At 67.7% G+C, this 16747-nt stretch carries 19 protein-coding genes and 1 other RNA gene; 14 read left to right on the forward strand and 6 right to left on the reverse strand.

Annotated features, from left to right (window positions below; genetic code table 11):
• Positions 1 to 29: 29 nt before the first annotated feature.
• From C8N34_RS03745 to C8N34_RS03760, 4 genes are all read right to left on the reverse strand, one after another.
• Complete coding sequence (locus C8N34_RS03745) at positions 30 to 434, reverse strand: DUF5333 family protein (RefSeq protein ID WP_108127854.1); 405 nt, start codon at positions 432 to 434, stop codon at positions 30 to 32.
• Complete coding sequence (locus C8N34_RS03750; RefSeq protein WP_108127855.1) at positions 431 to 1183, reverse strand: hypothetical protein; 753 nt, start codon at positions 1181 to 1183, stop codon at positions 431 to 433. The genes C8N34_RS03745 and C8N34_RS03750 overlap by 4 nt, the downstream gene beginning before the upstream one ends.
• A 93-nt stretch (positions 1184 to 1276) precedes the next feature.
• Complete coding sequence (gene recJ, locus C8N34_RS03755; protein WP_108127856.1) at positions 1277 to 3079, reverse strand: single-stranded-DNA-specific exonuclease RecJ; 1803 nt, start codon at positions 3077 to 3079, stop codon at positions 1277 to 1279.
• A 149-nt stretch (positions 3080 to 3228) separates the two neighbouring features.
• The gene (locus C8N34_RS03760; protein WP_108127857.1) at positions 3229 to 3873 is read right to left on the reverse strand and encodes a hypothetical protein; all 645 of its coding nucleotides are present in this window, start codon (positions 3871 to 3873) and stop codon (positions 3229 to 3231) included.
• 298 nt (positions 3874 to 4171) lie between these two features.
• Between C8N34_RS03760 and C8N34_RS03765 the strand changes: the two genes are divergently transcribed.
• The 5 genes from C8N34_RS03765 to C8N34_RS03785 all read left to right on the forward strand — a co-directional run bounded on the left by C8N34_RS03765 (position 4172) and on the right by C8N34_RS03785 (position 7752).
• Positions 4172 to 4732: an HD domain-containing protein gene (locus tag C8N34_RS03765; RefSeq protein ID WP_145693571.1), complete on the forward strand. Its 561-nt coding sequence runs from the start codon at positions 4172 to 4174 to the stop codon at positions 4730 to 4732.
• Complete coding sequence (locus C8N34_RS03770; RefSeq protein ID WP_108127859.1) at positions 4732 to 4956, forward strand: hypothetical protein; 225 nt, start codon at positions 4732 to 4734, stop codon at positions 4954 to 4956. The genes C8N34_RS03765 and C8N34_RS03770 overlap by 1 nt, the downstream gene beginning before the upstream one ends.
• Before the next feature lie 83 nt (positions 4957 to 5039).
• Complete coding sequence (locus tag C8N34_RS03775) at positions 5040 to 5636, forward strand: IS607 family transposase (protein WP_108128092.1); 597 nt, start codon at positions 5040 to 5042, stop codon at positions 5634 to 5636.
• Positions 5629 to 7470, forward strand: a complete 1842-nt coding sequence (locus tag C8N34_RS03780) for an IS200/IS605 family accessory protein TnpB-related protein (protein WP_108127860.1) — start codon at positions 5629 to 5631, stop codon at positions 7468 to 7470. Before C8N34_RS03775 ends, C8N34_RS03780 begins: the two co-directional genes overlap by 8 nt.
• Before the next feature lie 12 nt (positions 7471 to 7482).
• Positions 7483 to 7752, forward strand: coding sequence for a DUF3085 domain-containing protein (locus tag C8N34_RS03785; protein ID WP_108127861.1), 270 nt, complete (start codon positions 7483 to 7485; stop codon positions 7750 to 7752).
• A gap of 13 nt (positions 7753 to 7765) precedes the next feature.
• Here the strand turns inward: C8N34_RS03785 and ssrA are convergent.
• Positions 7766 to 8122: a transfer-messenger RNA gene (gene ssrA, locus C8N34_RS03790) on the reverse strand.
• A 70-nt stretch (positions 8123 to 8192) separates the two neighbouring features.
• Here ssrA and C8N34_RS03795 point away from each other — a divergent pair.
• From C8N34_RS03795 to C8N34_RS03830, 8 genes are all read left to right on the forward strand, one after another.
• On the forward strand, positions 8193 to 8549 hold the full coding sequence (locus C8N34_RS03795) for a hypothetical protein (protein WP_108127862.1): 357 nt from the start codon (positions 8193 to 8195) through the stop codon (positions 8547 to 8549).
• Between the two features lie 4 nt (positions 8550 to 8553).
• Entirely contained in the window at positions 8554 to 9300 is a 747-nt protein-coding gene (locus C8N34_RS03800; RefSeq protein ID WP_108127863.1) for a DNA-methyltransferase, read from the forward strand.
• Positions 9301 to 9348: 48 nt separating this feature from the next.
• Positions 9349 to 9606 (forward strand): DUF2312 domain-containing protein, encoded by a 258-nt coding sequence (locus C8N34_RS03805; protein ID WP_108127864.1) that lies wholly within the window; start codon positions 9349 to 9351, stop codon positions 9604 to 9606.
• Positions 9607 to 9674: 68 nt separating this feature from the next.
• Entirely contained in the window at positions 9675 to 9953 is a 279-nt protein-coding gene (locus C8N34_RS03810) for a hypothetical protein (RefSeq protein WP_145693570.1), read from the forward strand.
• Entirely contained in the window at positions 9931 to 10317 is a 387-nt protein-coding gene (locus C8N34_RS03815; protein ID WP_108127866.1) for a hypothetical protein, read from the forward strand. The genes C8N34_RS03810 and C8N34_RS03815 overlap by 23 nt, the downstream gene beginning before the upstream one ends.
• Before the next feature lie 444 nt (positions 10318 to 10761).
• Positions 10762 to 11949, forward strand: coding sequence for a plasmid partitioning protein RepA (gene repA, locus C8N34_RS03820; RefSeq protein ID WP_108127867.1), 1188 nt, complete (start codon positions 10762 to 10764; stop codon positions 11947 to 11949).
• On the forward strand, positions 11939 to 12886 hold the full coding sequence (repB, locus tag C8N34_RS03825; protein ID WP_108127868.1) for a plasmid partitioning protein RepB: 948 nt from the start codon (positions 11939 to 11941) through the stop codon (positions 12884 to 12886). Before repA ends, repB begins: the two co-directional genes overlap by 11 nt.
• Before the next feature lie 278 nt (positions 12887 to 13164).
• Entirely contained in the window at positions 13165 to 14433 is a 1269-nt protein-coding gene (locus tag C8N34_RS03830; protein WP_108127869.1) for a helix-turn-helix domain-containing protein, read from the forward strand.
• A gap of 845 nt (positions 14434 to 15278) precedes the next feature.
• Here the strand turns inward: C8N34_RS03830 and C8N34_RS03835 are convergent.
• Complete coding sequence (locus tag C8N34_RS03835; RefSeq protein ID WP_108127870.1) at positions 15279 to 15605, reverse strand: DUF4031 domain-containing protein; 327 nt, start codon at positions 15603 to 15605, stop codon at positions 15279 to 15281.
• A 330-nt stretch (positions 15606 to 15935) separates the two neighbouring features.
• On the opposite strand from C8N34_RS03835, the gene C8N34_RS03840 reads away from it, so the two are divergent.
• The gene (locus C8N34_RS03840) at positions 15936 to 16682 is read left to right on the forward strand and encodes a DsbA family protein (RefSeq protein ID WP_158640561.1); all 747 of its coding nucleotides are present in this window, start codon (positions 15936 to 15938) and stop codon (positions 16680 to 16682) included.
• Positions 16683 to 16747 lie beyond the last annotated feature (65 nt).

A 16747-nucleotide genomic window follows, 5' to 3' on the forward strand; every position in this document is an offset into this window, starting at 1 on the left:
GAGGGGGGCGCGAGCCCCCCTCCCCTTTTTCAGCGCGGCAGCAGAAGGGTCCCGAGCACCCCGCCCCGTCCGGCCACGCCGCGGGCGACCCGGCAGAGGGAGGTCAGGTCGTCGGGCCTCGCGCCCATCCGGGCGAGCCGGGAGATCGCGCCCGACTCGAGACGCGCCCTGGCCGCGGGCTCCGACAGGAGTGCGGCCGCCTGCGCCGGCTCATAACCGGCGGACCGGGCGAGCCGGTCCGCGTAATCGGTGATCGCGACGACCCCCTGTTCAGACCCGATCACCCCCTCGCAGCTGCGCAGCATCAGATCTGCGATCAGCGCCTCCTCCGCGAGCTCCGCAACGGCCCGGTTCGAGAGGAGATCCGCCGACTGGCCGAGGACGGGGCCGGATCCGAACAGGAGGAGGAGAGGAAGAAGGAGCGCGGATCTCATTGGGCGCCTCCGCTCCGCTCGGCCCAGGTGCGTCTCTGATCCAGGATCGTCACCCAGCTCAGCATGTTGTCCGGGGAGCGGTCGAGCGCGATGAAGGCGCAGAGGCTCTCCGGATCCGTCAGCTGATAGCCCCCCATCAGCTGCTGGACCCGGGACAGGACCGCGCTTTCGAGGCGGGTGTCGATGAAGATGCTGATCGGGGTCAGGCGTGCGTAAAGGTTCGGGTCGTTCGCGTTGAAGGTCATCGTGGTCGGGGTCTGATATCCCCAGCCCCAGTTCCCCCAGCCGCCCCACCAGCCGTAAAAGCCGTTCCCGCTCAGCCGAAGGTAGGGGGTGGTGACCGGATACCCCTCAGGCAGCGAGGCGACCTGCGGGGCCGGGACGAGGCGGGGGATGTAGCCGTATTGTGGCAGAAGGTCGAGGATCTCCTCCTCCATCTCCTGCGTACCGAAAACGTCCCTGCGATATTCCTCACAGGAGCAGTCGACCCGGTAGGCGATGGTGAGATGGGCGAGCAGGTTGATGATCTCACTCGCCTGCGCGCTCGTGTCAAATACCCCGTGTTCGATCAGCCCCCCCTCCCCGTCATCCAGGTCGGCCAGGTATCGGATCCGGTAATAGGGCGCGTTGGGTCCGGAATGCGGGTTGAAACTCGGGCCACCGTCGCTCTCGGCGATCACGGGGGCCGGGGCGAGCGCGGCGGTCGCGCCGAGCAGCAGGAGCGCGAGGGTCAGGATCGGTTTTCGCATGGTCGGCCCCCGGAACGGAAGGATCGGTTTCGCGCTGAAGATAGCGCGAAACGCGGCCTTCGTAACCGGAAATAACCGCTCAATCCCCGATTTTCAGAGAAGATGCCCGGCGGCCGGACGCAGGTCCTCAATGATCATCTGCGGGGAGCGGTTGCCGCGGAACTCGTTGATCCCGGGCTTGCCGAGCAGGTCGATCGCGGCGCCGCGCAGCGCGAGGATCGCCTCCCCGAGCGGGGTGCCCACCACGTTCCAGATCAGCGCGTCGATCGTCACACCCCCCTCCCCCAGCGTCAGCTTGAGATGCTTCTCCTTGAGGACCCGGATCTCGCGCAGCTCCGCCCCTCGCAGGATCAGGACCGGCTCCGGGTTCGCGGTTCCGAAGGGCTCCAGCGGGGCCAGTGCGTCGATGTCTCGCACGCTTAGTCCGCGGACGCTCAGCTCCAGGTCCGCCTCCGTGACGACCCCCGCCTCGAAATAGGGGCTCTTGGCGATCTCCGCGTCCAGGAACGCCTGGAATGGGACGAGCTGCTCCGGGGTCAGGGTGAGCCCCCCCGCCATCCCGTGGCCGCCCCCCTTGACGATCAGCCCCGCCTTGCGCGCCTCGATGATCGCCTGGCCGATGTCGAAGCCGGGGACTGAGCGGGCGGACCCTTTCAGGTTCCCCTCATGATCACGGGTCAGCACGATCGCGGGCGCGTCGACCGCCTCCCGGACCCGGGCCGCCGAGATCCCGACCACCCCCTCATGTCCGTCCACCACCGCGATGAGACTTCTGCGGTCCCGTCCCGGGACCCGGTCCGCCGCCTGGGCGATCGCCTGTTCCGTCGCCGACTCCTCGAGCGCCTTGCGGTCCCGGTTGCACTGGTCGAGCTCCTCGGCGAGCGCGCGCGCCTCCACCGAGTCCTCCGCCAGCAGACAGCGGGCCCCGAGCGTGGGGTCCGCGACCCGCCCGCCCGCGTTGATGCGCGGCCCGAGCCGCCAGCCGCAGTCCGCCGCGGTCATGGGGGCGTCCGGGCTCACCCCGGCCAGCTCCGCCAGGGCGGCGACCCCGGGGCGATTGCGTTCGGAGAGATAGGGGAGCCCTCGCGCCACGAAGGCCCGGTTGAGACCGGTGAGCGGGACCACGTCACAGACCGTCCCGAGCGCGACCAGGTCCAGAAGCCGCATCAGGTCCGGGGGGGATGCGGGGCGCCCGTCCCTCCCGTCAAACCAGGACCGGGCCCGCAGCTCGCGTGCGACCGCCACGCAGAAGATGAAGGTCATACCGGCGGCGCAGAGGTGACCGAAACCGGGGGCCTCGTCCTTCCGGTTCGGGTTGATGACGGCGATCGCCTCGGGGACCGTCTCCTCCGCCGCGTGATGGTCGATCACCACGACGTCGAGCCCGGCCGCCCTGGCCGCCGCCAGCGGCTCGAAGGCGGTGGTGCCCGCGTCGAGCACGCAGACCGTCTCGCAGCCCTCCGCCCGCATCGCGAGCAGGCCGGGCGTGTTCGGCCCGTAGCCCTCAAGAATCCGGTCCGGGATCCGCAGCGGGACCCCCCTGACACCGAGACCGCGCAGGAAGGAGATCAGGACCGCCGCCGAGGTGGCCCCGTCCGCGTCATAGTCCGACCAGACCCCGACCTGTCCGCCGGCGATGATCCGGTCAGCAATATGGCGCGCCCCCGCATCCATGTCCCGGAACCGGGACGGGTCCGGCATCAGGTCGCGGATCGTGGGCTTCAGGAAGGCCTCCGGCCCGACCCCGCCAAGGTCACGCCCGGACATCAGCCGGGCCGCGAACGGGTCGAGGCCGGCCCGCTCGAGCGCGCGGGAGAGGTCAGCCCGCGGCTGACGCGTCCGCCAAAGGCGTCCCTTGAGTGAGGCCGGCTCGGTCGCCGGGGGGCGCAAATTCATGGAGATGTCCTTCGCAATGATCAGTTTCGTTAAATTATGCTGTGCAACATATTTTTTCGCAACCCGTGATCTGAGAATCTGGCCCAGGAAACAGAAGGGGTCGGCGCACGAATCGTGCGCCGACCCCTTTTTTCGCCATCCGGGCGGGATCAGAAGTTGAAGCCGAGGCCCAGATGCAGGCCGGTCTTCTCGGCGCCGCCGTGCTCGCGGCCGTAATGCGCGCCGACATCAGCATGGACGTTGCCGACCAGCTTGTAACGGGCGCCCACCTCGATCAGGTTCATCTTCGGCGCGGACTCATAGGCGTAATGGGTCAGTTCACCGGTCAGGACCAGATCCTTGTTCACCGCGTAATCCGCACCCATCGACAGGCGATAGTTCTTCTTTTCGTCCACGTCGACCAGCGCCTTGCCGGTCAGGTCGAAACCGTGCAGCGAGGTGCCGCCCGCGACGCCGACCAGGAACTGATCCGTCTCGAGGCCGCCCGTCTTGCGCGTCTCGTAAAGGGCGACCGGACCGGCGATCCCGCCGATGGTGTAGCTCAACTCGACGTCAGCGCCCAGCGTGCCCACACCCTTGGTGTCCGCCGACATCAGCGACAGGTCATAGGCGAAACCGGAATCATACTTGCCGGACAGGCCGAAGGTCAGACCGTGGGTATCGGTGCTGTTTGCGCGGCTGTATTCATACTTGGTGACCGCATAGGTCTCCTGAGCGGAGGCGGAACCGGCGATGGCGGTCAGGGCGGTGGCGCCCAGGGCGGCGATCATCAACAGTTTCGAGGCGAGTTTCATCCGTCATGTCCTTTCACGGAGAGGGTTTGCGAAAAACGAACTACTTATGCCGCCATCGACGTTCAAGCTGAGGCCGAAGAAAGACAAAAGCTTGTCGCATTTTCGCAACAGGCTGCGCCGCTGTTCGGCATCAGATAAAATTAGGAAATCATTGAATTTCACATTATGTATTACGATATTGAATTCAGGCTCTCCGAGAAGCGGAGGGGAAGGCTGGTGCAGGATGGGATACGAGACAGCTCTTCTGGTTGATGAGTCGCGGGCGCGGCAGGCGATGATCCAACTCGCGGACGGGAGCATGTTCGCACCGCTCGCGCCAAGCCCTGAGGGGATGAGCCCCGGGGCGATCGCCTGCGGGCTTGCGAACGCGTGCCGGTTCGGCGGGCAGACGCCCCGCTACTACTCGGTCGCGCAGCACAGCGTGCTGGTCGCCCTCCTCGCTCCGGACGCGCTTGATGTGCAGCGTTACGCGCTCCTGCATGACGCGGAGGAGGCGTTCGGCCTGCCGGACCTGCCGACCCCGATGAAGCCGTTCTTCCCGCAGTTCGTCGAAGCGCAGGAGCGGATCGGCCGGATGGCGCTCGATCGCTACGGGGTGGACCCGGACCTGAAACGGGTTGTGAAGCCCTATGACACGCTGGCCCTGGCGATCGAGAAGCGGGACCTGAAGGAGGCGTCAGAGGGATATCTGCACGACCTGCCCGCCCCGCCGGGATGGGTCCGGATCCGTCCGCTGACCCCGCGACCGGCGGAGCGGCTGTTCCGCGCGGCGATGGCGCGGGTCTTCGGGGACGGGCGCCCGGTGGACCGGGGCTGGCTCTCCGCCCAGGCCGGGTTCGATCTGCGGGGGATCGGCTGATGCGCCTGACCTTTGACGCCGACCACCTGCGACGTCTCCTGGAGCTGAGCCGCAGCGCCGAAAAGCGCGTCCCGACGCTCGAGCAGGTGCTGGATCCGGCCCTCTGGTCGGACGAGCTGCCCGACGCGCGGATCGCGCTCCTCGAAAGTGAACTCGTCGAGCACGGGATCGCCCTCTCCGCAGGGGGGAGGACGTGGATCAGGGGCTCATCGGGCCCGGCCTGATCCTGGTGGGCGACGAGGGGGTTCACGAAAAATAGCTTTTGAGTGCACTTGCGTAATCGCAAGTGCGCATCTATTTTTCGCACATGAAGCTGACTGACTGGGCCAAAGAGAACGGACTCTCCTACGTCACCGCGTGGCGGCTGTTCCGCGCCGGCAAGTTGCCGGTGCGCGCCACCCAGCTCGAGACCGGAACCATCCTCGTTCATCCGGAACCGGTCGCCAAGGGCGGGGTCGCGCTCTACGCCCGCGTCTCCGGGTCGGACCAGCGCGCCGACCTCGAGCGGCAGCTGGGGCGGCTCTCCCTCTACGCGGTCCGGAACGGGCTCCAGGTCACGAAAGCGGTCTCCGAGGTCGGGTCCGGCCTCAACGGGGGCCGGCCGAAGCTGATGCGGCTCCTGACGGACCCGGACGTCTCCACCATCGTGGTGGAGCACCGGGACCGGCTGGCCCGGTTCGGGTCCGAATACATCGAGGGGGCCCTCGCCGCCTCGGGGCGCCGCCTCGTCGTCATCGAGGAGGCGGAGACGACGGACGACCTGGTCCAGGACATGATCGAAGTGATGACCTCCCTCTGCGCCCGGCTTTACGGGCGCCGCTCCGCGAAAAACCGCGCCGCCCGCGCGGTCGCCGCCGCGCAAGCGGACGCGCCGGAGACCGCGGAGGGGCCCTCCCTTGGGTAGCCTCACCAGCACGACCCGGGTCCGGCTCCCGGCCGGGCCGCATGACGCGGAGCTGGACCGGACCGGGGAGCTGTTCGGCCGGCTCGAGCGGCGGCTCCACGTGGCGCTGCGCGCCATCGACCGGGGGCTCCCCGGTGCGGCCGCGGACCGGAACGCGCTGAAGGTCGCCTTCTGCGCCGAGCACCGGATCACGGCGCGCCACTACAACAGCCTCCTCCGCGCCCTGGACGGGAAGCACGCCTCCGTCATTGAGAAGGCGAGGATCGACGCGGCGGACCTGGAGGACCGGCTGGCGGCGGTCCGCAAGAAGATCGCAGACGCGGTCCGCAAGCTGGACAAGGACGCGGCCGCCCGCGCCGGAATCGCGGCGCGCGCCGCGGCCGGCAAGGCCCCGACCAGGGGGCAGGCGAAGGACCGCCTGAACGACAAGGACCGGGCCGCGCTCCGCCGGGGCCTCCACGGGCGCCGCCGCAAGGCGGACCGGCTCGAGGGAAAGATCGCCCGGCTCCGGGCGCTGACGGAGCGTCGGGTCCCGCCCCTCGTGTTCGGGTCCCGCAAGCTGCTCCGGTCCCGGCCGCAGGACGGGACTCCGGACGAGGTCGCGGCCTGGCTCCTGCGCTGGCGGGAGGCGCGCTCCGCGCAGATCTTCAGCGTGGGGAGCAGGGACGAGCCGGGCGGGAGCCAGTGCTGCCGCCCCCTCTGGGACGGGTGGGCGGACGGGACGATCGGGCTCCGGCTTCGCCGTCTCGGCCCGGTCCCGGCCGGCGCCTCACCGTATATCGAGATCACCGGGATCCCGCTCAACAAACACGCCTCCGCCCTGCTCGGCCCGGTCCGGGACCTGTTCGCGGCGGATGGGTCCACCGCCATCTCGGTCCGCCTGGTGCGGACCCCGGCCGAGGAGCCGGTCCCGGCCGGGATGTCCCGCTGGGAGGCCCTGATCACGGTGGAGGAGGCGGTGCCGGACGCCCCGCACCGGGCCGGGGCACGGGTGCTCGGGGTGGACGTTAACGCGGACCACCTCGCCTGGGCCCTCCTGTCCCCGGACGGGAACCGGCTGAAGACGGGCCGGATCGGGCTCCCGCTTGACGGGCGCGGCGCGGAGGCGCGCCGCTCGCTGATCTGCGAGGCGGCGTCCGCCCTGGTCAAGGTCGCGGTCGCCGGGACGGCTCAGATCGCGCTGGAGGCGCTGGACTTCACCCGCAAGAAGCGGGAGCTGTCGCTCCGGCCGGAGAGCGCGAACCGGCGCCGCCGTCTGCACGCGCTCCCCTACGCGGCGATGCTGGAGGCGATCACACGCCGGGCCGCCCGAGCCGGGGTCCTAGTCCTCCGGGTGAACCCCGCCTACACCTCCGTCATCGGCCGGGTCAACCTCGCGACCCGGCACGGCATCAGCACGCACCGGGCCGCCGCCCTCGCCATCGGGCGACGGGCGCAGGGGCACTCGGAGCGTCCACACTATCCCCTCGCGAGACCCGAGGCCCCAGACCCTTCGCTCGGCGCGGTGCAGCCGCGAAGACACGTCTGGAGCCAGTGGGTCGTGGTCTCGCGGGAGGTGTCGCGGCTTGACGCCGTGGCGCGGAAATCGGCCGGTTCGAGGGGCGAAGTCGCCCCCGGCGCCGGTCCGTTCAGGGGGAGGCGACCGGCATCCGGCCGGCCCCGTCCGACCCCGTCCGCGCCAGTGACTGACTGGATCCCGGACTTCCCAACAGTCCCCGGTCAGGAGCCGACGGGCAATACCGTAATCCCCACCGCAGGGGACACGTCTCCTGCGGTCCGCAGCGGACTTGTCCGTTGCGGTCAGGACATTGTCAGAAATGACTATGTTTCCTGAACGGTCTACCTGATGGCGAACCTCGCCAACGCAACGGTCCTTGCGGCCGGTGTCCCCCATGTCGCCTACGCGGCCGAGGTGAACCCGCAAACGCTCCCGTTCGACACCTGGTGGGAGGCGAAGCGGGCCAGCTTCGGGGCGGATGACGGGACCGTCTTCCTGTCCGAGGAACTGCTCGTCGGGGCGCTCTCCCGGGTCCCGCCCGGCGGGGCCCTGCTCCTTGATGTGAGCCCGGAACAGATCGGGGTCCTGGAGCCGCGCGAGCCCGGGCCGGAGATCTGAGATTTCAGGGAAGATCCGGGGATTCTGTTGCCAGGCTCCCCGGGGCCCCGCCTGCCGGTGCGACCCGTCAGGACTTCAGGTGGTTCACCCAGACCGCTTAAGCGGCGAGGGCGCGAACCGGCGCAGCGTTGGTGTTGGCAACTCTACGTTTCGGACCGATAACGGTGGTACCTCACCGAGCGAAAGCTGGCCTCTTTGAACGTTCGTCGATCCTGTTTCGGCCCCAGCAGAAGAGCACCGTCCGGGTGATCTTGTGGTGGAGCCGCCGGGTACCGCCCCCGGGTCCGAGCCGCCTATTACAGGTGCGTTTATCGCCATAGTCCTTGCGGACCCCCTCATCTATCGAAATCCGGATTTTCTCGTCAAGCTGATTCTTCGCATCGGTTGACATCCGGCCCGAACCGGTGCGAAAAAACGATTACGACGATGGGGGTGCGGAGATGAACGGATCGGAGACCTACCTGTTCAGGGCCCGCTCGGCGGAGGAGCAGGCGATGCGGGAGGCGCAGGTCCGCCTCATCCTCTCCTCGCTGGAGGAGGCCTCCGGCGCCCCGGCCCCGGTCCTCGTCGGGCTGACCCCGGACGGGGTCGAGCTGCTCACCTGGCTCCTGGACCTCGGCTCCGCGCCCGGATCCTTCCCGCCCGCCTCGATGATCCGGACCATCGCGACCGGTCGACCCGGGGTGATGGTGATGATCGCGCCGGAGCTGGCGGGCCGGATGCGGTCGCTGGTGGAGTTGGGGGAGGCGCGCCACCGGGCCGGCCTCACCGACCCGGCCCTGATCCGGATCCACTGACCGGATGCGCCCGCTCTCGGACGTGCCCCATTTCAGCCGGGACGGGATCACCCTCTACCACGGCTGCGCGTTGACCCTCCTGCCCCGCCTTCGCGGCGCGGCGGACCTGGTCGTCACGGACCCGCCCTACCGGCTCACCTCGGGGGGCCGCAACGCGCAGGTGATGTCCGGGATCTTCGCCTCGGACCGGTACGACAACTCGGGCGAGCTGATGCGGACGGTCGGCTGGGCGGAGTTCGCGCGCCCGCTCCTTGAGGCCTGCAAGCCGGACGCGGACGCCTACGTGATGGCGAACGACAAGCAGATCTTCGCCGCGCATGCCGCGATGATCGGGGCCGGCTGGCGCTGTCACAACCTCCTCGTCTGGAACAAGGGGGCGCCGACCCGGAACCGGTGGTACATGAAGGAGAACGAGTACGTCCTCTACCTCTGGAAGGGGCGCGCCCGCACGATCCGGAACCCGGGCTCGAAACAGACCTTCCTGTCCCCGCGGCCCGATCGTCACGAGAAGATCCACGACACCCAGAAGCCGGTCCCGCTCCTCGAGCACTACATCCGGAACTCCTCGGAGCCGGGGGATCTCGTGCTCGACCCGTTCGCGGGGTCCGCCGCGACCCTGGTCGCGGCGCGACGCGCCGGGAGGCGCGCCGTCGGCATCGAGCTGGACCCGCGGAACTACGCGGCCGCCGTGGCGCGCCTCGGGCGGGAATGCGAAAATCCCACTTGCCAGGGCGAGGGCGAACCCGCATAGAATAGATTTGCGAAAATCTTAATCGAGGCTCATCAGGAAAGGACCATCATGAGCGACGACAAGAAGACCGACTATGACGTGACCGCGGACGAGCTGACCCAGTTCGTCGAGCGCGCGGAGCACCTGATCGCGGAGAAGAAGGACATCACGGAGCAGGAGAAGGAGCTCTACGCCGAGGCCAAGGGTCGCGGCTATGACACCAAGATCCTGAAGAAGGTGATCGCGCTGCGGGCGCGGGACCCGAACGACGTGGCGGAGGAGGAGGCGGTCCTCGAGATGTACAAGAAGGCGCTCAAGATGAGCTGACCCGCGTCCCGCCCGTTGCCGTTTTCAGGCAGCGGGCGGATCATGCGAGAAACGTGATGGAGGCGCCTATGTCACAAGGACCGAACGGAAGCCTGGGCGGTGACGCCCGACCCCTCTTCAGCTCGACCCGGCCCCGGATCGGGGCGCACGCGACCGTCGAGGTCAGCTCGACGATCCAGGCGAGCGGCCCGTTGACCGGGGTCACCCCGGAAGGGCGCGGCACGGTCGACATCGGCGGTCGCGTGGTGAGCGGGACCCTCGTCCCCTCGATGCGGCGCCTTCACCTGTCCGAACCCGCCACCCCGATCGAGGAGCCGAGCCGCGATGAAGACCCCTCCCCCTGCTGAGCGGCCGGCGGTGGACCGGATCGAGATCTACGTCCGGTTCCTGGACCCGCGCAGCGGGAACGCCGGGGTGTTCGAATCCCCCTGCTCAACGGTCGCGGAGGCGGCCTGGCGGTTCGCCGAGGACCGGGACTGCGTCAGCGCGATGGCGGTGGCGATCTCCCCGGAGGGCCGGCCGGTCGCGATGAGCGACGCCACGGACCAGGTCCGGGAGGCGCTCCTCGACATGATCCGGGAGGGCCGGTTCGAGTGCTGCCCGCACCCGATCGTCGAGGATCAGTTTGACGACCTGATGGAGGAGGCCCGTCAGGCAGCCGAGGAGGACGCGGATCATGAGCGGATCGAACGCGCGATGCTGCACATCTGAGCCGGGCCGGGATCCGATCAGCCCCGATGGGCTGATCGAGGAGGACGGGTTCATCACCGTTGTCGCCACGGGGTGGACGAGGACGAGCGCCAAGGCGCCAGGTCCGGAAACGGACCCCGAGCCCCCTGCCCCGCCGGAGCCGGCCTGATTCCGCGAGGCCGCCGACGGAGGGGCCGAATCTGACCCGCAACATCTTGTGACGGGCAAGCGACTTATCCACAGGATCGTCCACAGAGCCGTCCACAGCGGGATTTCGGCCTTGCTCCGAACTTCATGTGGAACTTGCGTCGTGCCACGTAACCCCTTGATCGCTCGGCATATATCTCCCGTCAGATGAAGGCCGCGGCGACAGGCTTCGCAGCCCTCGTCAATATTTTCTGGAAAACTGGCCTGAATCTGTTGTATCGGTATCGTTAAAGAATAACCGATAACGGGGCAGTGAGGATGAGCATCAAGGGATCGAAACGGTTTACCTCCCTTTCAAGCCGTTTGACCAGCAAGATCCAGGAGCACTCAGAGGAGAGCTTCCCGCCGGATGCGCACAAGACGCTGCGCCGGTTCGCCATGCGCGAGGCGGCCGATTTCCTGCGGATCAATCAGAACACCTTCCGGCACTATGTGTCCACCCTGTCGGACAAGATCCCCACCGGGGAGCTGGACAAGAGCAACCGTCGGTACTTCACCCTCGAGGAGATTCATCAGATCCAGGAGGTCCTGTTCCGTGAGGGGAAGATCGAGGCGAAGGACCACCCCCGTCGAACCTCCACCGAGCGGTGTCAGATAATAACCTGCTTTAACCTAAAGGGGGGGTCCGCCAAGACCTCAACCGTCGTCAACACCGCGCAGCTGATGGCCGCGCGCGGATATCGGGTTCTGCTGGTGGAGCTTGATTCCCAGGCGAGTCTGACGAACATGTTCGGGATCACCCCGGAGCTCGACCCGGACCTGCCGACCTCCTACGACATGATCCGCTACAAGGACCCGGTCCCGGCCCGGGAGGTGATCCGGAGGACCTACTTCCCGGGGATCGACCTGATCCCCGGCTCCATGAACATCATGGAGTTCGAGTTCGAGACCGCCCTCTCCTTCCGGAACCCGGGCGCGACCGGGATGTTCCACACCCGGATCGCCGCGGCGCTCGAGTCGGTCCAGCAGGACTATGACATCATCCTCTTCGACACCCCGCCGCAGCTCAGCTTCGCGGTGATCGCGTCCCTCTTCGCCTCGAACGGGGTGCTGATCCCGCTGAACGCCTCCATGCTCGACGTGATGTCGCTCGCGAGCTTCCTGCGGATGGCCGGGGAGCTGATGACCGTGGTCGAGAGCTACGCGCCGGATCACGGGTTCGACTTCGTCAAGATCCTGATCACCCGATACGAGGCGACGGATCAGCCCCAGGTCCAGATGGCGAGCTTCCTGCGCACCGTGCTGGGCGCCTCCGTCATGCCGGTGGAGTTCGTCAAGTCCACCGCGATCGGGGACGCCGCGAACACCAAGCAGACCGTCTTCGAAGTCGAGCCGCGCGACATCAACCGCAAGACCTATGACCGGGTGATCGAGTCCATCTCCCGGATCTGCGACGAGATCGAGCTCGAGATGCACAAGTCGTGGGGGCGGACCGATGGCGCGTAAGAACCCGTTCGGGAGCACCCTCGCCAAGGCGATGGCGGAGGGGACCGACTTCGACGATGACGAGATCGATCAGGTCTTGCCCGAAGCCCCGGTGCGGGCCTCCGGCCCGACCGTGGCCCGCGCCATCGAGGCGATCAAGGAGGACGACAAGCAGGCGACCCGGATGGTCAGCCCGTCCCATATTCGGCTCTCCCCGCTCCAGGACCGGATCGACCCGGAGGAGGGGCTCGAGACGCTGATCGAGTCCATCCGGACGCACGGTCAGAAGGTCCCGATCCTCGTGCGCCGGCTCCCGTCCGGGGAGATGGAGATCGTCTACGGCCGTCGCCGCCTCCTCGCCTGCCGCACGCTCGGGATCGACGTGCGGGCGGTCGTCATGGAAATGGACGACCGGAGCGCCCTGATCGCGCAGGGGGTGGAGAACGCGCAGCGGCTCGAGAACTCCTACATCGAGCGGGCCCTCTTCGTGAAGCAGGTGCTCGACGCCGGCTTCGACCTCGCGACCGTCGAACAGGCGATCCAGGTCGAGGCGACCCAGGCGAGCCGGATGCGCGGGATCGTCGACGCGATCCCGCTCCCGGTCATCCACCGGATCGGCGCCGCGCACGGGGTCGGGCGGCGGCCCTGGGAGGAGCTCCGCAAGCTGATCGTTGACCGGTCGGACCTCTCGGAGCAGCAGCTGCTGGACCTGATCCGGACCGACCTGCCCTCCCCGGACCGGCTGCCTGATCTGATTGAGCGGCTGAAGCCGGCGCGCCCCCCCTCCCCTTCCGCCCCCCGCACGCTGCTCAGCGGTCGCCTCAGCGCTGACCTGTCGGGGAAAAGGCTCACCCTGCGTGTGAGCTCAACGCGGGATGCGCATCTCCTTGCCCTGATCGAGGAGCGACTGCCCGAGATCATCGCCGAGATTGAGTCATCAAGAACGGGGGGTAAGTAGCTGATATATATTAAAAATAGTATTTCGTGAGCGGATTTTAGGTAAGCACTGATTACCTATTGCCCGCGGGCAAGATCAACCGGGATCACGGCAAAAGCCGGACCTCAGAGCAGCACCCACAAGAGAAAGGAGCAGACCCCGCGCAAAAGAAAAGACCCCCCGAAAGCGGTGCTTCCGAAGGGCCTCTGTAAGCTTGAACACCTAACAGATAGCCCAACATTTCGAGCGAATCAACACCGATTTTGGTGACCGGTCGGCTTTTGCCGTCTGAAACCCCCATGCAACACCTCAACCCCGCGGCGGATCTCGCCGGGGCACGGTCCCCTCGTGCCCGAAACCAGGACGCGCCGGCCTTCCCGCCGGTCGCACGCAGGGCCCTTTTGCCCGCGGTCAGGACCATCCGCCATGAGCTCGGACTCTCGACCGGGGACCTGCTGGTCCTCGACGCGCTCCTCAGCTTCCTGCCCTGCCGGGACCGCAAGACCGGTGAGGACCGGCCGATCACCCCGGACCTGATGCTGGTCGTCTTCGCGAGCAACGCCGCCCTGGCGGAGCGGGCGAACGGGATGGAGGAGCGGGTCCTGCGCCGCCACGTCGCCCGGCTCTGCGAGGCGGGCCTCCTGCGCCGCAAGGACAGCGCCACGGGCAAGCGGTTCCCGCTCAAGGCGGAGGGGGTGATCCGGGACGCGTTCGGGCTCGACCTGACCCCGCTCCTCGAGCGGCACCCGGAGCTGACGCGCCGCGCCGAGGCGGCGCGCCAACGTGAGGAGGAGCTCAGATCGGTCCGGGCGGAGGCGCTCGCGCTCCGGGCCCGCGCCTTGGCGATGCGGGACCGGATCGGGGAGGAGGCGGCCGGTTACCTCGAGACCGTCAAGACGATCCTCCGCCGCGCCACGATCACCATCGAGCAGGTCCGGGACCTCATGGGCCGGATCAGCGCGATCCTGTCCGGCGCCCCCTGCCCCGCCTGCCCGCGGGCAAAGGAGGAGACGATCGGCGCGAGCCGCCCCAAGGCGGTCACTCCGGCCCCGCTGACGACTGAGAATACCCCCGCCCCCGCGGTCACGGATGAACGGCCCCCCATGTCGTTCACGGGGACGACCACCGACCCTCAACGCGATCCGTCACCGGTCGAACATCACCGTGAAGGGACCGGGTCGGCCTGCGGCGCGGAGACCGAAGAAATGTCCGCCGGGGACGGACGAAATGTCCGGCGTGTAGAGTCCCCCAAGATGGAAAATAAAAATAGGGGCGCCCCGCCTCGCGCGCTCGACCCCTGGGCAGGCTGTCATGAGATCGCCGCCTTCTACCCGGAGCCTCCCAGGTCTGAAACCGACCTGATCAGGATCATTTATGATTTAGGGAGAATGATGAACATCAGCGATCGCCCGCTGATCGGCGCCCTGCTCCGTCTCGGACCGGTACGAATGCTCCAGGCTCTCGACTACCTCGCAAGGAACGTGGCCCGTATCACGCGACCACAGGGCTATCTTGACCGGATGGTGGCGGATTACGAAGCCGGCAAGCCGGTGGGTTGGGCACGATGACCGGTCTCGGCGCCCAGAGCGACCGGTTCGGGATGAGGATCGGACCCCTTGCATCGGTCCTTCTGCCCGCGGGCAAGCGAACTTACGGTCCGCCGCACCGACCGGGTCCTGCCAGAAAGGGCTCCTCCCCGGACGCAGGCCGTGATCGCCCCGAGGTCATACGAGCACCGATACCGGACAGCGATCCCGCACGTCCCTGAGGTCCGCCCGGAACGCGGGCGTGGCGGTCTGTTTCTTTTGGCCGTTTGGCCGAAACCGCACCCTAACTCTCTCGATCTCGTCCCCCGCCCACACGACGGTCAGGGAGTGGCGGGTTCCGGCAAGACCGTGTCGAGCGAACGCAGGAGGTTTCCCTCCTCCGTCCATGGAGGACCCACCGGGTCTTGGCCTGCGCCCGATCGATCATGGGGTGACGGGACGCCTCGCGATCCGCAGGCCCTGACCCTCGGCGGCCCATCCGCCCACAGTGAACCGGACCGGGTTGCCCGCGGGCAGACCACCCGCAGCGCGGACGAACGAGGTCGAAGTGTCAGTCTTGGTTCTGAAACGCTCCGGTCCCGGTGAGGGCGCACATCGGGATGCCGGCCCCATACCAGCTCGGGCCCCTGAGTTTCCTCCCCGGAGTGACACGCTTGCCCGCGGGCAAATGGGAAACCCTGCTGACCTATTGCCCGCGGGAAAGTCCCCGGGCATCGGTTCTGACGTGGTCCCGGCGCGGGGGACGCAAGCTGGAAAGGAACAAGTGGACGAGCGCTCCGGGCTTGCCCGGGGGCAAGGCGGTTGAGGGGCGGTCCTTCCCCCCGTATTGAGCGGTCCGAGCCGGCATCCTGGCCCAGAACCAGCGCTCAGGACTTTCGGGGCGATACCCGTGATCCGGAGATCACCGCCAGCAGGCGCTCCATCTCGGTCTCGTCGCGAAGGAGCAACTCCCGATAGGCACGCATCACGTTGACCAGCTGACGTCGGTCGACGGAGATCGCGCCCTGGCGCAGCGCCCGATCCCTGTAGCCGAGGCTCAGATCGAAGTGCGGGAAGGATCCGGGCTGAAAGTGACGGCGGGCGAGGCCGATCCGGTCCGCCATATCGAGAAGCTCCTCGATCCGGTCCGCCACCATGTGGCACATGATCATCCGGCCGTAGGGGTTGCGTGCGTTGTCGACATAGACTGGCATCAGCCGCCGTCCCGGAGAGGCGCGACCCCCGCTTTGGACCTCGCGGCTGAATCGCGGAGGTCGAGGGCGAGGGGCCATTCCGTCCCGTTGCCCGCGGGCAGGACCTCTCTCGCGGCGTTCCAATGGTCCGCAGGATTCGCGCCGGACCGCGTGGGAGGTGTCAATCTTGGTTTCATGCCGCCGTCCACATGTTCCTGCGCTGGTGTGCGAAAAATAATCTGGTCTTCTGATGACGTCCAGTCGCACGCTGTGCTAAACGGAAAACAGACGACGATTTTCGCCAGATGGCGAGAGGACGGATCAGCGGGCATGTCGCCCCGAGGAGGACGAATGAGGAAACGGATCTACGGGCTCGCCACGGCGCTGACCCTGATCTACGCCGGCGTGGTCGCTGCGGATACGCAAATGACCGCGGAGGAGCGGACCCGGTTCGGCGCGGAGGTGCGCGCCTATCTGCTCGAGAACCCCGAGGTGCTCGAGGAGGCGCGACAGGTGCTTGAGGAGCGTCGGGCCGCCGCGGCCGCGGAGCGGGACGCTCAGTTGGTCGCGGATCACCTCGAGGAGCTCTACGGGGACCCGTTGAGCCCGATGCTCGGGAACCCGGACGGGACCCTTACGGTGGTCAAGTTCAACGACTTCAACTGTGGACATTGCCGTGCGACCGAACCGGACCTCGCCCGTTTTCTCGAGGAGAACCCGGACGCCCGTTTGATCATCAAGGAGTTCCCGGTGCTCGGCCCGCAATCTGTGGTCGCGGCCAGCTTCGCGGTCGCGATCTGGGACCTGGGCGGGCCCGAGGCCTATGAGGCGGTGAAGGAGCGGCTCTTCGAGGACGGTCCGGACCCGGACGCGCAGGCCCTCCGTGATATGGCCGCTGAGGTCGGGGTTGACCCGGACGCGCTGACCGCCCGGATGGGGAGTGAGGAGGTGCGCGCGCATCTCCAGCGCAACGTGAACCTGGCGGCCGCGCTCGAGATCCAGGGCACCCCGGGCCTCCTGTTCGAGGACGTGATCATCCGTGGACGGATCCCCTATGAGATGATGGTCCAGGTTCGCGACCACCTCAAGAATCGCTGACACGAGAGGAGCGCGAAAAACATATTCTGTTCGCGTTCTCCACAACTATCCGGTCCGGGCCGCGG

The organism is Gemmobacter caeni (genome assembly GCF_003054195.1).
Classification (GTDB): domain Bacteria; phylum Pseudomonadota; class Alphaproteobacteria; order Rhodobacterales; family Rhodobacteraceae; genus Gemmobacter; species Gemmobacter caeni.

Bases quoted from the DNA above. Each gene is read 5' to 3' on its own strand.
- C8N34_RS03745 (WP_108127854.1), bottom strand. From the start codon at position 434: ATGAGATCCGCGCTCCTTCTTCCTCTCCTCCTCCTGTTCGGATCCGGC.
- C8N34_RS03750 (WP_108127855.1), bottom strand. From the start codon at position 1,183: ATGCGAAAACCGATCCTGACCCTCGCGCTCCTGCTGCTCGGCGCGACC.
- recJ (WP_108127856.1), bottom strand. From the start codon at position 3,079: ATGAATTTGCGCCCCCCGGCGACCGAGCCGGCCTCACTCAAGGGACGC.
- C8N34_RS03760 (WP_108127857.1), bottom strand. From the start codon at position 3,873: ATGAAACTCGCCTCGAAACTGTTGATGATCGCCGCCCTGGGCGCCACC.
- C8N34_RS03765 (WP_145693571.1), top strand. From the start codon at position 4,172: ATGTTCGCACCGCTCGCGCCAAGCCCTGAGGGGATGAGCCCCGGGGCG.
- C8N34_RS03770 (WP_108127859.1), top strand. From the start codon at position 4,732: ATGCGCCTGACCTTTGACGCCGACCACCTGCGACGTCTCCTGGAGCTG.
- C8N34_RS03775 (WP_108128092.1), top strand. From the start codon at position 5,040: ATGAAGCTGACTGACTGGGCCAAAGAGAACGGACTCTCCTACGTCACC.
- C8N34_RS03785 (WP_108127861.1), top strand. From the start codon at position 7,483: ATGGCGAACCTCGCCAACGCAACGGTCCTTGCGGCCGGTGTCCCCCAT.
- C8N34_RS03795 (WP_108127862.1), top strand. From the start codon at position 8,193: ATGAACGGATCGGAGACCTACCTGTTCAGGGCCCGCTCGGCGGAGGAG.
- C8N34_RS03800 (WP_108127863.1), top strand. From the start codon at position 8,554: ATGCGCCCGCTCTCGGACGTGCCCCATTTCAGCCGGGACGGGATCACC.
- C8N34_RS03805 (WP_108127864.1), top strand. From the start codon at position 9,349: ATGAGCGACGACAAGAAGACCGACTATGACGTGACCGCGGACGAGCTG.
- C8N34_RS03810 (WP_145693570.1), top strand. From the start codon at position 9,675: ATGTCACAAGGACCGAACGGAAGCCTGGGCGGTGACGCCCGACCCCTC.
- C8N34_RS03815 (WP_108127866.1), top strand. From the start codon at position 9,931: ATGAAGACCCCTCCCCCTGCTGAGCGGCCGGCGGTGGACCGGATCGAG.
- repA (WP_108127867.1), top strand. From the start codon at position 10,762: ATGAGCATCAAGGGATCGAAACGGTTTACCTCCCTTTCAAGCCGTTTG.
- repB (WP_108127868.1), top strand. From the start codon at position 11,939: ATGGCGCGTAAGAACCCGTTCGGGAGCACCCTCGCCAAGGCGATGGCG.
- C8N34_RS03830 (WP_108127869.1), top strand. From the start codon at position 13,165: ATGCAACACCTCAACCCCGCGGCGGATCTCGCCGGGGCACGGTCCCCT.
- C8N34_RS03835 (WP_108127870.1), bottom strand. From the start codon at position 15,605: ATGCCAGTCTATGTCGACAACGCACGCAACCCCTACGGCCGGATGATC.
- C8N34_RS03840 (WP_158640561.1), top strand. From the start codon at position 15,936: ATGAGGAAACGGATCTACGGGCTCGCCACGGCGCTGACCCTGATCTAC.